14 protein-coding genes are annotated in these 13,912 nt (G+C 65.0%); 9 read left to right on the forward strand and 5 right to left on the reverse strand.

The annotated features are described in order from the left end of the window. Positions 1-111: 111 nt before the first annotated feature. The 4 genes from AC07R0_RS23095 (at position 112) to AC07R0_RS23110 (ending at position 3,180) form a co-directional block, all read left to right on the forward strand. On the forward strand, positions 112-267 hold the full coding sequence (locus AC07R0_RS23095; RefSeq protein ID WP_495098638.1) for a hypothetical protein: 156 nt from the start codon (positions 112-114) through the stop codon (positions 265-267). Positions 268-331: 64 nt separating this feature from the next. Then, on the forward strand, positions 332-1,285 hold the full coding sequence (locus tag AC07R0_RS23100) for a LysR substrate-binding domain-containing protein (RefSeq protein ID WP_495106632.1): 954 nt from the start codon (positions 332-334) through the stop codon (positions 1,283-1,285). 17 nt (positions 1,286-1,302) lie between these two features. Beyond that, positions 1,303-2,190, forward strand: coding sequence for a Dyp-type peroxidase (locus AC07R0_RS23105; RefSeq protein ID WP_495106633.1), 888 nt, complete (start codon positions 1,303-1,305; stop codon positions 2,188-2,190). Positions 2,191-2,256: 66 nt separating this feature from the next. After that, complete coding sequence (locus AC07R0_RS23110) at positions 2,257-3,180, forward strand: 4-hydroxybenzoate octaprenyltransferase (RefSeq protein WP_495106634.1); 924 nt, start codon at positions 2,257-2,259, stop codon at positions 3,178-3,180. Here AC07R0_RS23110 and AC07R0_RS23115 read toward each other — a convergent pair. Both AC07R0_RS23115 and AC07R0_RS23120 read right to left on the reverse strand, forming a co-directional pair. Next, the gene (locus AC07R0_RS23115; protein ID WP_310376774.1) at positions 3,165-3,527 is read right to left on the reverse strand and encodes a TfoX/Sxy family protein; all 363 of its coding nucleotides are present in this window, start codon (positions 3,525-3,527) and stop codon (positions 3,165-3,167) included. The genes AC07R0_RS23110 and AC07R0_RS23115 overlap by 16 nt on opposite strands. 2 nt (positions 3,528-3,529) lie before the next feature. Further along, positions 3,530-4,489, reverse strand: coding sequence for a helix-turn-helix domain-containing protein (locus AC07R0_RS23120; RefSeq protein ID WP_315235215.1), 960 nt, complete (start codon positions 4,487-4,489; stop codon positions 3,530-3,532). Between the two features lie 193 nt (positions 4,490-4,682). On the opposite strand from AC07R0_RS23120, the gene AC07R0_RS23125 reads away from it, so the two are divergent. The 3 genes from AC07R0_RS23125 (at position 4,683) to fdhA (ending at position 9,067) form a co-directional block, all read left to right on the forward strand. Further along, on the forward strand, positions 4,683-6,374 hold the full coding sequence (locus AC07R0_RS23125) for a glycoside hydrolase family 13 protein (protein ID WP_495106635.1): 1,692 nt from the start codon (positions 4,683-4,685) through the stop codon (positions 6,372-6,374). 29 nt (positions 6,375-6,403) lie between these two features. Beyond that, entirely contained in the window at positions 6,404-7,675 is a 1,272-nt protein-coding gene (locus AC07R0_RS23130; RefSeq protein ID WP_495106636.1) for an ABC transporter substrate-binding protein, read from the forward strand. Between the two features lie 189 nt (positions 7,676-7,864). After that, the gene (gene fdhA / locus AC07R0_RS23135; RefSeq protein ID WP_495098643.1) at positions 7,865-9,067 is read left to right on the forward strand and encodes a formaldehyde dehydrogenase, glutathione-independent; all 1,203 of its coding nucleotides are present in this window, start codon (positions 7,865-7,867) and stop codon (positions 9,065-9,067) included. Between the two features lie 84 nt (positions 9,068-9,151). On the opposite strand, the gene AC07R0_RS23140 is transcribed toward fdhA, so the two are convergent. The 3 genes from AC07R0_RS23140 to AC07R0_RS23150 are packed head-to-tail and all read right to left on the reverse strand — an operon-like array spanning position 9,152 to position 10,787. Next, a complete protein-coding gene (locus AC07R0_RS23140) occupies positions 9,152-9,490 on the reverse strand; it encodes a TfoX/Sxy family protein (RefSeq protein ID WP_495106637.1) in 339 nt (112 codons plus the stop codon). Between the two features lie 16 nt (positions 9,491-9,506). Beyond that, positions 9,507-10,382 carry a pyrroline-5-carboxylate reductase gene (gene proC, locus AC07R0_RS23145; RefSeq protein ID WP_495098645.1) on the reverse strand — a complete coding sequence of 292 codons (876 nt, stop codon included), beginning with the start codon at positions 10,380-10,382 and terminating at the stop codon, positions 9,507-9,509. 27 nt (positions 10,383-10,409) lie between these two features. After that, the gene (locus AC07R0_RS23150; protein WP_495098686.1) at positions 10,410-10,787 is read right to left on the reverse strand and encodes an FKBP-type peptidyl-prolyl cis-trans isomerase; all 378 of its coding nucleotides are present in this window, start codon (positions 10,785-10,787) and stop codon (positions 10,410-10,412) included. A gap of 228 nt (positions 10,788-11,015) precedes the next feature. Between AC07R0_RS23150 and gorA the strand changes: the two genes are divergently transcribed. Both gorA and AC07R0_RS23160 read left to right on the forward strand, forming a co-directional pair. Then, complete coding sequence (gene gorA / locus AC07R0_RS23155) at positions 11,016-12,392, forward strand: glutathione-disulfide reductase (protein WP_495106638.1); 1,377 nt, start codon at positions 11,016-11,018, stop codon at positions 12,390-12,392. A 25-nt stretch (positions 12,393-12,417) separates the two neighbouring features. Next, a complete protein-coding gene (locus AC07R0_RS23160; protein WP_495098647.1) occupies positions 12,418-13,911 on the forward strand; it encodes an AMP nucleosidase in 1,494 nt (497 codons plus the stop codon). Position 13,912 lies beyond the last annotated feature (1 nt).

Here is a 13,912-nt window from a genome sequence, read left to right on the forward strand (position 1 = left end):
CGGGCTTCGGGCCGATTTCAGTACCTGTGTACGAAATGGTACACAGTCTAAATCGGGCGTGAGGGTACAGGTTTTATGATGCGGCCTGTTTTTTCAATAAGTGGGGCGAGTATGCGGCGATGGATGTGGGTGGTGGCCATGGCGATGGCGTGCAGTGGCTGTGCCGTGGTGGCCGTGGCCGACGCCGTGGTGACCACCGGCGCCGTCATCGTCAAGACCGGCGTGAAAGCCACCGGCGCGGTGATCGACGCCGTGATTCCTGATTAGCTTCGCCTGTATCGCCCTGGCAAAGGGGGTGCACAGAGCCTTGGACCGGTAGACAATACAGCCCATGACCCTCACCGAACTCAAATACATCGTGGCCGTGGCCCGCGAGAAGCACTTTGGCAAGGCGGCCGATGCCTGCTTCGTGTCGCAGCCTACGCTGTCGGTGGCGATCAAGAAGCTGGAAGAAGAACTGGACGTGAAGCTCTTCGAGCGCAGCGCCAACGAGGTCACCATCACCCCGCTCGGTGAAGAGATCGTGCGCCAGGCGCAAAGCGTGCTGGAGCAGGCCGCCAACATCAAGGAAATCGCCCAGCGCGGCAAAGACCCCCTGGGCGGCGCGCTGCGCCTGGGCATCATCTACACCATTGCCCCGTATCTGCTGCCCGACCTGGTGAAGCAGGTCATCAGCCGCACGCCGCAGATGCCGCTGATGCTGCAGGAAAACTTTACCGTCAAGTTGCTCGAAATGTTGCGCATGGGCGAGATCGATTGCGCCATCATGGCCGAGCCCTTCCCCGATACCGGTCTGGCCGTGGCGCCGCTCTACGACGAGCCTTTCATGGTGGTGGTACCCACAGCCCACCCGCTGGCGCTGCTACCTAGCGTCACCTCCGACCAGCTCAAGGCCGAGACCATGCTGCTGCTGGGCAACGGCCACTGCTTCCGCGACCATGTGCTGGAGGTGTGCCCCGAGTTTGCGCGCTTCTCCAGCGGAGCCGAGGGCATACGCAAGAGCTTTGAAGGCTCTTCGCTGGAGACCATCAAGCACATGGTCGCCGCTGGCATGGGCATCACCCTGGTGCCGCGCCTGAGCGTGCCCAAGGCCGCCCTGTCCACCAAGCCACGCCGGGGCCGCGACGAGGACCCCTATGTGCGCTACCTGCCGTTCGACGGCGAGCCGCCCATGCGCCGCGTGGTGCTGGCCTGGCGGCGCAGCTTTACCCGTTACGAGGCGATTGCCGCCTTGCGCAACGCCATCTACGCCTGCGAACTGCCGGGCGTGAAACGCCTTTCCTGATCTTTGTGGAGCACCCTGTGGAATTTGCACAAGCCGGCATCTTGCAAGCCGTACCCGCCCATGGGCGTTACCTGTTTTTCTCCATTCCGGCCCAAACCAGTGCAGACGCCCTGCGTGCCGCGCTGCAGCGCCTGGTGGACCAGGTCGATGGCCGCCGCGTTGTCGCCGGCCTGGGTGCCACGCTGGTGCAGGCCCTGGGGGCTGAGGTACCCGGCCTGCGGCTCATGCCCGACATGTCTGGCCACGGCGTGCAGGTGCCCAGCACGCCCGTGGCGTTGTGGTGCTGGCTGCGTGGCGCAGCGCAAGGCGAGCTGGTGCTGCAGGCCCGCGCCATCGAAAAAGCCCTGGCCCCGGCCTTCCACCTGGACCGCGTGCTCGACGGCTTTCGCCACGGCGACCCGGCGGCCGAGCATGGCCGCGACCTGACCGGCTTTGAAGACGGCACCGAAAACCCCGAGGGCGCCGAGGCCGTGGCCGCCGCACTGCAGCAGGACGGTTCCAGCTTTGTCGCCGTGCAGCAATGGGTGCACAACCTGGACGCCTTCGACGCACTCGGCACGGACGGGCAAAACAAGGCCATGGGCCGGCGCATGTCCGACAACGAGGAGCTGGACGACGCGCCGATTTCGGCCCATGTGAAGCGCACAGCGCAAGAAAGCTTCAGCCCCGAAGCCTTTGTGCTGCGCCGCTCCATGCCCTGGGCCGTGGGCCACCAGTGCGGCCTGTTCTTCGTGGCCTTCGGCGCCACCCTGGATGCGTTCGAAGCCCAGATGCGGCGCATGGCCGGGCAGGAGGACGGCGTGGTCGATGCCACCTTCAGCTACTCCAAGCCGGTCTCGGGCGCCTACCTGTGGTGCCCGCCGGTGCTGCAGGGCAAGCTGGACCTGCGGCAACTCGGCCTGTAAGTCTGTTTGCTACATAAATCGTAGCTGCTAGCGCAGGCTCTACCTGCGCTGGCAGCCTGTTTGGCTATGAAATCTGTGCGTCTTTATCTGCAACTGATACGCTGGGATCGCCCGGCTGGCTGGCTGCTCTTGCTCTGGCCCACCCTCAGCGCGCTGTGGGTGGCGGCGGGGGGCTTCCCGGGCTGGCATCTGCTGGCGGTGTTCACCCTGGGCACCATCCTGATGCGCAGCGCCGGCTGCTGCGTCAACGACGTGGCCGACCGCGAGTTCGACAAGCACGTCAAGCGCACGGCCCAGCGCCCGGTGACCAGCGGCGCGCTGTCGGTGGGGGCGGCGCTGCGCTTTGGCGCGCTGCTGGCCATCGCCGCGTTTGCGCTGGTGCTGACGACCAATGCGGTCACGGTGGTCTGGTCGTTTGCCGCGCTGGCCGTGGCCCTGGTCTATCCGTATGCCAAGCGCTATGTGTCCATGCCGCAGGCCGTGTTGGGCGTGGCCTTCAGCTTCGGCATTCCGATGGCATTCGCCGCCGTGCGGGGCGGGCCGGCCTGGCAGGTGTTCAGCGCCGCCGGCTGGGTGGGCTTCAGCCTGGCCGCCTGGTGGCAGAGCGTGCCGCCGCTGGCCTGGGTCTTGTTGCTGGGCAACCTGTTCTGGGTGCTGGCCTACGACACCGAATACGCCATGGTCGACCGCGACGACGACCTGAAGATCGGCATGAAGACCTCGGCCATCACCCTGGGCCGCTTCGACGTGGCGGGCGTCATGGCTTTCTACGCGATTTACTTGCTGATTTGGCTGCTGGCGCTTGAGCCGTATGTGCAAGGTGCTATTTTTTACGTAGCAATCGGGGTGGCGGCGCTGCAGGCGCTATGGCACTGGACCCTGATCCGTAGCCGCCAGCGCGATGGCTGCTTCAAGGCCTTCCGCCTGAACCACTGGGTCGGGTTTGCGGTGTTTGTCGGCGTGGCCGGCGGTAGCTACGCTTTCGGCTGAGCCTTCTTCTTCGGTTTCGCTTTGGGTTGTGGTTTGGGCTTGGGTTCGGGCAGCGCGTGGGCCGTGACCTGCACCAGTTGGCACAGCCAGGTCGCGTCTTCCCACTGGTCGGCGGTGATCCGCCAATGTGGCCGGGCACCGGGAAAGGGCGCGCCCTCCACCGCCTGGCCGATCAGGCGCTGGCCGGCTTCGGTGGGCTTGAGGAACAGCTGGTTGTCGCACAGCAGCGCTACCGGCTTGCCCGCCAGGTAGACGCAGTATTCGCCAAACATGCGGCGCACGGACGCGGCGCCGGTGGCGGCCAGTTGGTCGAGCAGGAATTCGGCGGTGCTGGGGTGGGTGGCCATGTTTACTCCGTTATCGGCATTGTGCTGCCCCGCTCGGCCCGGCGCTTGGCACGCCACTGCTGCGGTGTGGCGCCGAACTGCTGGCGGAAGGTCTGGATGAAATAACTGGGGGTGGTAAAGCCGCAGGCCCAGGCCACCTCTTTGCCCACCATATCGGTCTCTTCCAGCAGATGCGCGGCGCGCGCCATGCGCTGGCGGTTGATGTGGGCGATCAGGTGGCCGCCGGTGGTCTGGCTGAACACATGGGACAGGTATTCGGGCGTGCAGCCAGCCTGCGCGGCCAGGGCGGTGACGTTCAGGGCGTGGTCGCCCAGCTGGTTGTTGACCCACATGCGTACCCGGGCCACCAGCGGCGGCTCGGGCTGGGTGCGCGGCGCCGCATCGTCCAGCACCCGCAGCACGCCTGCGCAGGCGCTGGCCAGCAGGGCGCGCACCTGCAGGCGGGCATTGGCATCTTCGGCATCAAAGCCCAGTGCGGCAGCGTCGGCCAGCCAGTCGTGGATGCGGGCGGCGTGCGGGTGCTGGCGCGATTCCAGGTGGTCTATGCCGGGGCGGCCGGGCGTGGTTTCGGCCGCCAGGTGGCAGGTAAGGGCCGTGCCGTCGGCATACACCACCAGGTTGCTGAAGTTGCCCGAGATGGTTTCGGCATGCAGCATGCGCGGCGGCATCAGCAGGGCTTCGCCCGTGCCCAGCGCCAGCGGGCCGTGCGGCATCGTGAACTGGGTGCTGCCGCCGATCTGCAGGAACAGCTCGGGCACCAGGTGGAAATGGCCCTCGCCGCGCAGGCTGCCGGCACTGCTGGCGCGCGTGCCGCCGCAGCTGCGCACCGCCATGCCGCCGGCCAGCAGGCTGGCCATGCTGTGGCGCAGATGCGCGCGCATGCGCAGGGCTTTTTCGGCACTGTTGCGGGCGGTTTCTTCCGCCGGATAGGGCAGGGTGCGGCGATTGGGTTTTTGTTGCATGGCCTGGGCATTAAAACCGGTTGAACCAAACTGCACCACAGGTGATTCACCGTATTTACCCTTGGATATGGGCTGGAATGCATCCCAGTTTTATTGCATAGCTTGCAGTTTTTTGGCAGTGGATTCGCTGGTGGCAAGCAGGGGCGGCTTCTAAACTTTCGGCAACCCAACTACCCCGAGAGAAGGAAGCGCAATGGCCCCAGCATGGTGGAAAAGCAGCGTGGTGTACCAGATCTACCCGCGCAGTTTTTGCGACAGCAATGGCGACGGCGTCGGCGATCTGCGCGGCATCACCAGCAAGCTGGACTACCTGCAGACCCTGGGAGTCGACGTGGTCTGGCTGTCGCCGATCTACCCGTCGCCCAACGACGATGGTGGCTACGACATCAGCGACTACCGCGCCATCGCCCCCGAATTCGGCAGCATGGCCGACTTCGACCAGATGCTGGCCCAGATGCACCAGCGCGGCATCCGGCTGGTGATGGACCTGGTGGTGAACCACAGCTCGGACGAGCACCCCTGGTTCACCGAGGCCTGCAAGTCCAAAGACAACCCCTACCGCAACTACTACATCTGGCGCGCCCCGGCGGCCGATGGCGGCCCACCGACGAATTGGGAGGCCGCGTTCTCCGGCTCCACCTGGGAGTTCCATGCGCCTACCGGCGAGTACTACCTGCACCTATTTTCCAAAAAGCAGCCCGAACTGAACTGGGAGAACCCGCGGATGCGCGCCGAGGTGCATGGCCTGATGCGCTTCTGGCTGGACAAGGGCGTGGACGGCTTCCGCATGGACGTCATCAACATGGTCTCCAAGACCTATGCGGCCGACGGCAGCCTGCAGGACGCACCGGTGCTGCGGCCCGGCTTCTTGCAGCCCGCCTTCACCCTGCTCACCAATGGGCCGCGGCTGCTGGAGTTTTTGCAGGAAATGCGCCGCGAGGTGCTGGACCACTACGACACCCTGACCGTGGGAGAAGCGCCCTGCGCCACCATCCGCCAGGGCGTGGAGATCACCCATCCCGACACCGGCGCACTCAATATGCTGTTCCAGTTCGAGCACATGGACCTGGACTCGGTGCCCGGCCACGGCGAGGGCAAGTGGGCGCTGAAGACCCTGGACCTGCGCGACCTGAAAGCCTGCCTCACGCGCTGGCAGGACGGCCTGGCCGGCCAGGGCTGGAACAGCCTGTACCTGGGCAACCACGACCAGCCGCGTCCCGTATCGCGCTTTGGCAACGACAGCACTTACCGCGTGGAGTCCGCCAAGATGCTGGCCACCCTGCTACACGGCATGCAGGGCACACCCTACGTGTACCAGGGCGAAGAGCTGGGCATGACCAACAAGCCCTATGCGTCCGAGGCCGACTGCTACGACCTGGAATCCATCAACATGTACCGCAGCGCCACCCAGGAGCGCGGCATTGCGCCCGAGGTCGCCCTGCAAGCCATCCGCAGCAAGGGCCGCGACAACGCCCGCACGCCGATGCAGTGGAACGCCCATGCCCACGCCGGCTTCACCACCGGCACGCCCTGGCAGCCGGTGAACCCCAACTACCCGCAGATCCACAGCCAGGCGGCCTTGCTCGATACGAACTCGGTGTTCCATTACTACCGCCAGCTGATTGCCCTGCGCAAGGCCCAGCCGGTGCTGGTGCATGGCCGCTACCAGCTGCTGCTGGCCGAGCACCCCGAGGTCTATGCCTACCTGCGCACGCTGGGGGACGAGCGTTGGCTGGTGCTGTGCAACTTCTATGGCGGCACGCCGGTGCTGGACCTGCCCTACCAGGTGGCGCAGCGGGTGATCGCCAACTACCCGTCTGCAGGCACCAGTCTGCACAACATGGTTTTGCGGCCTTTTGAAGCCGCGATGTTTCGGTTGGAGTGAGTGGTTTTGAATAACTTTCAGGAGACAAGATGAAGCTGCAAAAGATGGTTTGGATGGGTGTGTGGGCATTCGGCGCGGCCAGCGCGCAGGCGGCGGGGGTGACGCTCACCATGTCCTGCAACTCGAGCGAGCAGGAGATCCAGTACTGCAAAAAAATGGCCGCCGAGTGGGGCGCCAAAACCGGCAACACGCTGGAGCTGCTGAGCATTCCCCAGTCGTCCAGCGACATCCTGGGCCTGTTCCGCCAGATGCTGGCCGGCAAGTCCGACAAGCTCGACGTGCTGCAGATCGACGTGGTCTGGCCCGGCATTCTGAAAGACCAGTTGCTCGACCTCAAGCCCTATACCAACGGCGTGGAAAAGAACCACTTCCCGGCCATGGTGGCGAATAACACGGTCAACGGCAAGCTGCTGGCCCTGCCCTGGTTGACCGACGCCGGCGTGATGTTCTACCGCAAGGACCTGTTGGCCAAATACGGCGAAAAGCCGCCCAGCACCTGGGCCGAGCTGACCGCCACCGCCAAGAAGGTGATGGACGCCGAGCGCAAGGCAGGCAATGCCGCCATGCAGGGCTTTGTGTTCCAGGCCAAGGCCTATGAAGGCCTGAGCTGCACCGGCCTGGAGTGGGTGGCCAGCTTCGGCGGCGGCACCATCATCGACCGCGCGGGCAAAACCACCATCAACAACCCCCAGGCCGCCAAGGCGCTGGACATGGCGGCCGGCTGGATCGGCACCATCGCCCCCCAGGGCGTGCTGAACTACGCCGAAGAAGAGGCGCGCGGCGTGTTCCAGAGCGGCAATGCCGTCTTCATGCGCAACTGGCCGTATGTCTGGGCGCTGGGCAACGGGGCCGACAGCGGCGTCAAGGGCAAGATCGGCGTGATCACCATGCCCAAGGGCGACGGCCCGGACAGCAGCGGCGCGGCCGCGCTGGGCGGCTGGCAGATGGCGGTCAGCAAGTACTCCAAACACCCCAAGGAAGCGGCGGACCTGGTGCTGTACCTGACCAGCGAGGCGGTGCAAAAAGAGCGCGCTATCACCCTGGCCTCCAACCCCACCATCCCCAAGCTGTACCAGGACAAGGACATCCTGGCCGCCAACCCGTTCTACGGCGATTTGTTCGAGACGCTGAAGGTCGCCATCCCCCGGCCGGCCACGGTGACTGGCGTCAAGTACAACGAGGTTTCGGCGGCCTTCTGGAACGCCACGCACGAGGTGCTGTCGGGCAAGTCCACGGGCACGGCCAGCGTTAAGAAGCTGGAAGGCAAGATCGATGCAATTCGCCGCGGGCCCAGCTGGTAAGGCCTCGCGCTAAGAACGTGAACACGTTCTTACGAACACTTACCGGCGTATGGACCTAACTGGCCGATTGGTGTCGCAATTTGGCCAGAGCCACCATTCCTCCGCACTACGATGGGGCACGCGTCTGTCCGCAGGGCAGATGGCGTATCCATATTCACGTGTGTATGAAGAACAAAGGAGACAAACGCTATGTCAGATAACCGAGGTGTCGTGTACCTGGGGCAAAACCAGGTCGAGGTGCAATCCATACCCTTCCCCAAGCTCATCAACCCGTTGGGTCAGAAGGCCGAGCACGGGGTGATTTTGAAAGTGCTGTCCACCAATATCTGCGGCTCCGACCAGCATATGGTGCGCGGCCGCACCACTGCCATGTCCGGCCTGGTGCTGGGCCATGAAATCACCGGCGAGGTGCTGGAAGTGGGCCGCGACGTGGAGACCCTCAAGAAGGGCGACCTGGTGTCCGTGCCCTTCAACGTGGCCTGCGGCCGCTGCCGCACCTGCAAGGAGCAGCACACCGGCGTCTGCCTCAGCGTGAACCCCTCGCGTGCTGGTGGTGCTTACGGCTATGTGGACATGGGTGGCTGGATCGGCGGCCAGGCCGAGTACGTCATGGTGCCCTACGCCGACTTCAACCTGCTGAAGTTCCCTGACCGTGATCGCGCCTTGGCCAAGATCCGGGACCTGACCTGTCTGTCCGACATCCTGCCTACCGGTTACCACGGAGCGGTGACCGCCGGCGTGGGCCCGGGCAGCACGGTCTATGTGGCCGGTGCCGGCCCGGTCGGCCTGGCTGCTGCCGCATCTGCACGCCTGCTGGGTGCTGCCGTGGTGATCGTTGGTGACGTGAACCCGGCCCGCCTGGTGCATGCGCGCAAGGTCGGTTTTGAAACCGTCGATCTGTCGCAGGACGTGAGCCTGGCCGACCAGATCGCCGCCATCCTGGGCACGCCCGAGGTGGACAGCGCTGTGGATGCCGTGGGCTTCGAAGCCCGCGGCCACGGCCACGCCGGATCGCAAGGCGAAGCGCCCGCCACCGTGCTGAATTCGCTGATGGAGATCACCCGCGCGGCCGGAAAAATCGGCATCCCCGGCCTGTACGTGACGGACGATCCGGGCGGTGTCGACAAGGCCGCCAAGAGCGGCGCCCTGAGCCTGCGCTTCGGCCTGGGCTGGGCCAAGTCGCACAGCTTCCACACCGGCCAGACCCCGGTGATGAAGTACAACCGCGCGCTGATGCAAGCCATTCTGTGGGACCGCATCCACATCGCCGACATCGTTGGCGTGCAAGTCATCTCGCTGGACGACGCGCCCAAAGGCTACGCCGAGTTCGACGCGGGTGCGCCCAAGAAGTTTGTGATCGACCCGCACCAGCAGCTGCGCATGGCGGCTTGAGTCGGTTTGTGAGGTTGGGGTGAAATAGGCTGCTAGCGCAGGTAGTACCTGCGCTAGCAGCTATTTTTTATGTAGCAATCGGTTTCAGGCCTTGGGCTTACGCGGCTTGGCTGGCTTGGGTTCGGGCAGCGCATCGGCCGTGGTGCGCACCAGTTGGCACAGCCACTCGCGTTCGTCCCAGGCGTCGGGCGTGATCAGCAGGTAGGGCTTGGCGCCGGGATAGGGGAAGCCTTCGGTGGGCGCGGGAATCAGGCCACGGCCCTCGGGGGTGGGCTTGAGGAAGAGCTGGTCGTCGCAGACAAAGCCCACCGGTTTGCCGGCCAGGTAGATGCAGTATTCGCCGAACATCTTGCGGGCCGTGACGGGGCCCGCAGTGGTCAGCTGGTCCAGCAGGAAGTCGATCGTGCTTTGCTGCGTGGCCATGGTGCGGTGGGCTGGTTTACTCGCCGAACTCGTCACCCAACTCGTGGGCACGGTGTTGCGCGGCCTGCATGGCACGGATGAAGTGCGCTTTCACCTCGCTCTGGTCCATGGAGGTGGTGGCAGCAAAAGTGGTGCCGCCCTTGGAGGTGACGCGCTGGCGCAGGATTTCGGGCGGCTCGTTGGACGCATGGGCCAGGGCCGACGCGCCATAGAAGGTGCCCACGGCCAGCTTGTGGGCCTGGGCGCGGCTCAGACCCATGTCGGCGCCAGCCTGGATCATGGCTTCGATGAAATAGAACACATAGGCCGGGCCGGAGCCAGACAGGGCGGTGACCGCGTCCAGCTGGGTCTCGTCGCCCACCCACAGGCTTTCACCGGTGGCGGCCAGTACTTTTTCGATGACGTGGCGGTCGCTGTCGGTCACGGCGTCTCGGGCGAACAGGGCGGTCATGCCCTTGCCGATCAGCGCGGGGGTATTCGGCATGGCGCGCACGATGCGCTCGCTGTCCAGCCAGCGGGCGATGCTGCTGCTGCGGATGCCGGCGGCCACGCTGAGGTGCAGGGCCTGCTTGGTGTGGAAGCGGGCTTGCAGGGCAGCGTCCTTGAACACCTGGGGTTTGACGGCCCAGACCACGGTGCGGGCGCTGGCCAGTGCGGGGCCGGGCATTTCATGGGCCACCACGGCGAAGTCGGCCAGCAGTTTGTTGCGGGCTTCCTCCCAGGGCTCGACGACCACGATGTGGTTCGCCGGCACGCCTTTTTTGATCAGCCCGCCGATGATGGCGCTGGCCATGTTGCCGCCGCCAATGAAGGCGATGTGCTCATGCGCAGCGGTGCTGCCACGGGGGTCGGAGGTGGAGGTTGTGTCTTGCGTGGCCAGGGAGGGTGCCATGGTGGGTCCAAAAATCCAGAGAGAAATTTACTTGCCGTTGATGGCCAGCAGCTCGACTTCAAATTGCAGCGTGGCGTTGGGCGGAATGACGCCGCCGGCGCCACGTTCACCGTAGGCGATGCTGGCCGGGCAGGTCAGTTTGGCCTTGCCGCCAACCTTGATGCGCTGCACGCCTTCGGTCCAGCATTTGATGACGCCATTGAGCGGGAATTCGATGGGTTCGCCGCGTTTATAGGAGCTGTCGAATTCCTTGCCGTCCAGGAAGGTGCCACGGTAGTGGACCTTGACCTTGTCACTGGCCGTGGGGCTGGCGCCGGTGCCGTCCTTGAGCGAGCGGAACACCAGGCCACTGGATGTGACAACGGCGCCGGGCTCTTTGGCAGCATCGGCGGCGTCTGTTGCCATGGCGCTGAAAGTGCTGCTGACCAGCAGGCAGAAGGCGGCGGTACACAGGGGGAATTTCACAGATAACCTTTGGGTAGAGCGTAGAGGCTGCCATTATTGCGATTTATGCGCGGCCGGGTCGCCATGTTTCATTAAAAAAGGTAATGGCGTAGTAAGCGCTTGTTTCGGAAGCTATTTTTTTTATAGCAAAATGCGGCTTTACACACCGCAGCAACAGGAGTCTCTGGAATGTCTGCATTCGCATTTGATCTATTGGTGGTGGGCGGTGGCAGCGGCGGGGTACGGGCCGCGCGCATGGCGGCCCAGCGCGGTGCGCGGGTGGCGTTGGTGGAGGCCGGGGCCTTGGGCGGTACCTGCGTCAACGTGGGCTGCATTCCCAAAAAACTCTACAGCTATGCGGCCCACTATGCAGAGTCCTTTGAAGAGGCTGCCGGCTTTGGCTGGCAGGTAGAGCGGCCAAGTTTCGATTGGGGTCTGCTGAAGACCCGGCGCGCCGCAGAAATCAGCCGCCTGAATGGCGTGTACCGCCAGCTGCTGGTGGGTGCGGGCGTGACGCTGTTGACCGGCTGGGCCACGCTGGTGGACGCGCATACCGTGCAGGTCGGCGACCAGCGCTACAGCGCCCAGAACATCTTGCTGGCGACTGGCGGCACACCCACCGTGCCCTCGGTGCCGGGCGCCGAGCACGCCGTGGTGTCGGACGCGATGTTCGACCTGGACCCGTTCCCGCAGCGCCTGCTGGTGGTGGGCGGGGGCTACATCGCCTGTGAGTTTGCCTCCATCTTCAACGGCCTGGGTGCACAGGTGACCCAGGTGTACCGAGGCCAGCAGCCGCTACGCGGTTTTGATGACGATGTGCGTGCATTCCTGGCGCAGGAGGTGCGCAAGGCCGGTGTGGATCTGCGCCTGGGGACAGAGGTGGCCAGCATTCTGCGCACCGCCGCAGGCCTGGAAGTGCGCCTGGGGAATGGCGACACGCTGACGGTGGACCAGGTGCTGTACGCCATAGGCCGGGTGCCGAATGTGCAGAACATGGGCCTGGAGGTTGTGGGCGTGGCGCAGGCACCTGACGGTGCAGTGCTGGTGGATGCGCGTTACCAGACCTCGGTGCCGTCGATCTACGCGCTGGGCGACGTGACGGCGCGCGTGCAGCTCACGCCGGTGGCGCTGGGCGAGGCCATGGCACTGGTAGACCATTTGCTCGGCCCCAAGGCCGGCAAGGCTGCGCGGCAGATGGACTACGACTTGATTCCCACTGCCGTGTTCACCCACCCCAACATCGGCACCGTGGGCCTGACGGAGGCCGACGCGCGCCAGAAATTTGGCCGGGTCAGCATCTACCGCAGCGAGTTCAAGGCGCTCAAGCACACGCTGAGTGGCAGCACGGAGCGCACGCTGATGAAGCTGGTGGTGGACGATGCGACCGACCGCGTGGTGGGCCTGCACATGGTGGGCGCGGACGCGGGTGAAGTGGTGCAGGGCTTTGCCGTGGCCATGAAGGCCGGTGCGACCAAGGCCGTGTTTGACAGCACCATCGGCATCCATCCCACTGCCGCCGAAGAGTTCGTCACCATGCGCGAGCCTGTTATTGCCCCTTCTTCTTGACCTTGTTGCGTTGCACAATAGCCCCATGCCCTATCTGCCCCCTTTCATCGCCCCGACCCGTTTCACCGACCCGGATGCTGCATTGGCGCAGGTCCAGCGGATTTATGACCAGCAGATCGACCATCTGCGCCAAGCCATGCAGCGCTTTGTGGCGGGTGAGACACTGCCCGGCCATGTGCGCGCCTGCTACCCGTTTGTGCGTCTGCATACCGAGACCGTGGCGCGCGCCCATGTGCTGGAAAGCGCCCATCTGAGCTACGGCTTCGTGGCCGGCCCGGGCCGCTTCGAGACCACGCTAACGCGCCCCGACCTGTACCGCAGCTATTACCTGGAGCAGTTCCGCCTGCTGCTGCAAAACCACCGCGTCGAGCTGGAGATCGGTACCAGTGCCTTGCCAATTCCGGTGCACTTCTCGTTTGCCGAGCATGACCATGTGGAAGGTCATATGGACGCTGCACGCCGTATGCTGATGCGCGATGTGTTTGACCTGCCCGACCTGGCCGCCATGGACGACGGCATTGCCAACGGCACCTACGAGCCCAAGGCTGGCGACCCGCTGCCGCTATCGCTGTTCACCGCGCCGCGCGTGGATTATTCGCTGCACCGCCTGCGCCACTACACCGGCACCGGGCCCGAGCATTTCCAGAACTTTGTGCTGTTCACCAACTACCAGTTCTACATTGACGAATTCGTGCGCATGGGCCATGCGGCCATGGCCGACCCGAACAGCGAGTATTGCGCCTTTGTCGAGCCCGGCAACGTGATCACGCGCCGCGTGGGCCTGGCGGCCGAGGCCGTGGATGCACTGGGCGCCGCGCCGCCGCGCCTGCCGCAGATGCCGGCCTACCACTTGGTGCGCTCGGACAACGCGGGCATCACCATGGTGAACATCGGCGTCGGCCCGGCGAATGCCAAGAACATTACCGATCACATCGCCGTGCTGCGTCCCCATGCCTGGATCATGGTCGGCCACTGCGCCGGCTTGCGCAACAGCCAGCAACTGGGCGACTACGTGCTTGCCCACGGCTATGTGCGCGAAGACCATGTGCTGGACGAAGAACTGCCGCTGTGGGTGCCGATCCCGGCGCTGGCCGAAATCCAGCAGGCGCTGGAACAGGCCGTGGCCGACGTCACCCAGGTGCAAGGCGTGGCGCTGAAGAACATCATGCGCACCGGCACCGTGGCCAGCACCGACAACCGCAACTGGGAGCTGCTGCCGAACAACCAGCCGCAGCGCCGCTTCAGCCAGAGCCGCGCCGTGGCGCTGGACATGGAAAGCGCCACCATCGCCGCCAATGGCTTCCGCTTCCGCGTGCCCTACGGCACCTTGCTGTGTGTCAGCGACAAGCCTTTGCACGGCGAGATCAAGCTGCCCGGCATGGCCAACCATTTCTACCGCGAGCGCGTGGACCAGCATTTGCGCATCGGCATCCGCGCCATTGAGCTGCTGCGCGCCCAGGGGCTGGAGCAGTTGCACAGCCGCAAGCTGCGCAGCTTCGCCGAGGTGGCGTTCCAGTAGG

The sequence above is a fragment of the Rhodoferax sp. GW821-FHT07F03 genome (genome assembly GCF_059418745.1).

Coding starts and splice junctions, on each gene's coding strand:
- AC07R0_RS23100 (WP_495106632.1), top strand. CDS start 332: ATGACCCTCACCGAACTCAAATACATCGTGGCCGTGGCCCGCGAGAAG.
- AC07R0_RS23140 (WP_495106637.1), bottom strand. CDS start 9,490: ATGGCCACGCAGCAAAGCACGATCGACTTCCTGCTGGACCAGCTGACC.
- AC07R0_RS23125 (WP_495106635.1), top strand. CDS start 4,683: ATGGCCCCAGCATGGTGGAAAAGCAGCGTGGTGTACCAGATCTACCCG.
- AC07R0_RS23120 (WP_315235215.1), bottom strand. CDS start 4,489: ATGCAACAAAAACCCAATCGCCGCACCCTGCCCTATCCGGCGGAAGAA.
- AC07R0_RS23115 (WP_310376774.1), bottom strand. CDS start 3,527: ATGGCCACCCACCCCAGCACCGCCGAATTCCTGCTCGACCAACTGGCC.
- AC07R0_RS23130 (WP_495106636.1), top strand. CDS start 6,404: ATGAAGCTGCAAAAGATGGTTTGGATGGGTGTGTGGGCATTCGGCGCG.
- proC (WP_495098645.1), bottom strand. CDS start 10,382: ATGGCACCCTCCCTGGCCACGCAAGACACAACCTCCACCTCCGACCCC.
- AC07R0_RS23110 (WP_495106634.1), top strand. CDS start 2,257: ATGAAATCTGTGCGTCTTTATCTGCAACTGATACGCTGGGATCGCCCG.
- AC07R0_RS23150 (WP_495098686.1), bottom strand. CDS start 10,787: ATGGCAACAGACGCCGCCGATGCTGCCAAAGAGCCCGGCGCCGTTGTC.
- AC07R0_RS23095 (WP_495098638.1), top strand. CDS start 112: ATGCGGCGATGGATGTGGGTGGTGGCCATGGCGATGGCGTGCAGTGGC.
- gorA (WP_495106638.1), top strand. CDS start 11,016: ATGTCTGCATTCGCATTTGATCTATTGGTGGTGGGCGGTGGCAGCGGC.
- AC07R0_RS23160 (WP_495098647.1), top strand. CDS start 12,418: ATGCCCTATCTGCCCCCTTTCATCGCCCCGACCCGTTTCACCGACCCG.
- fdhA (WP_495098643.1), top strand. CDS start 7,865: ATGTCAGATAACCGAGGTGTCGTGTACCTGGGGCAAAACCAGGTCGAG.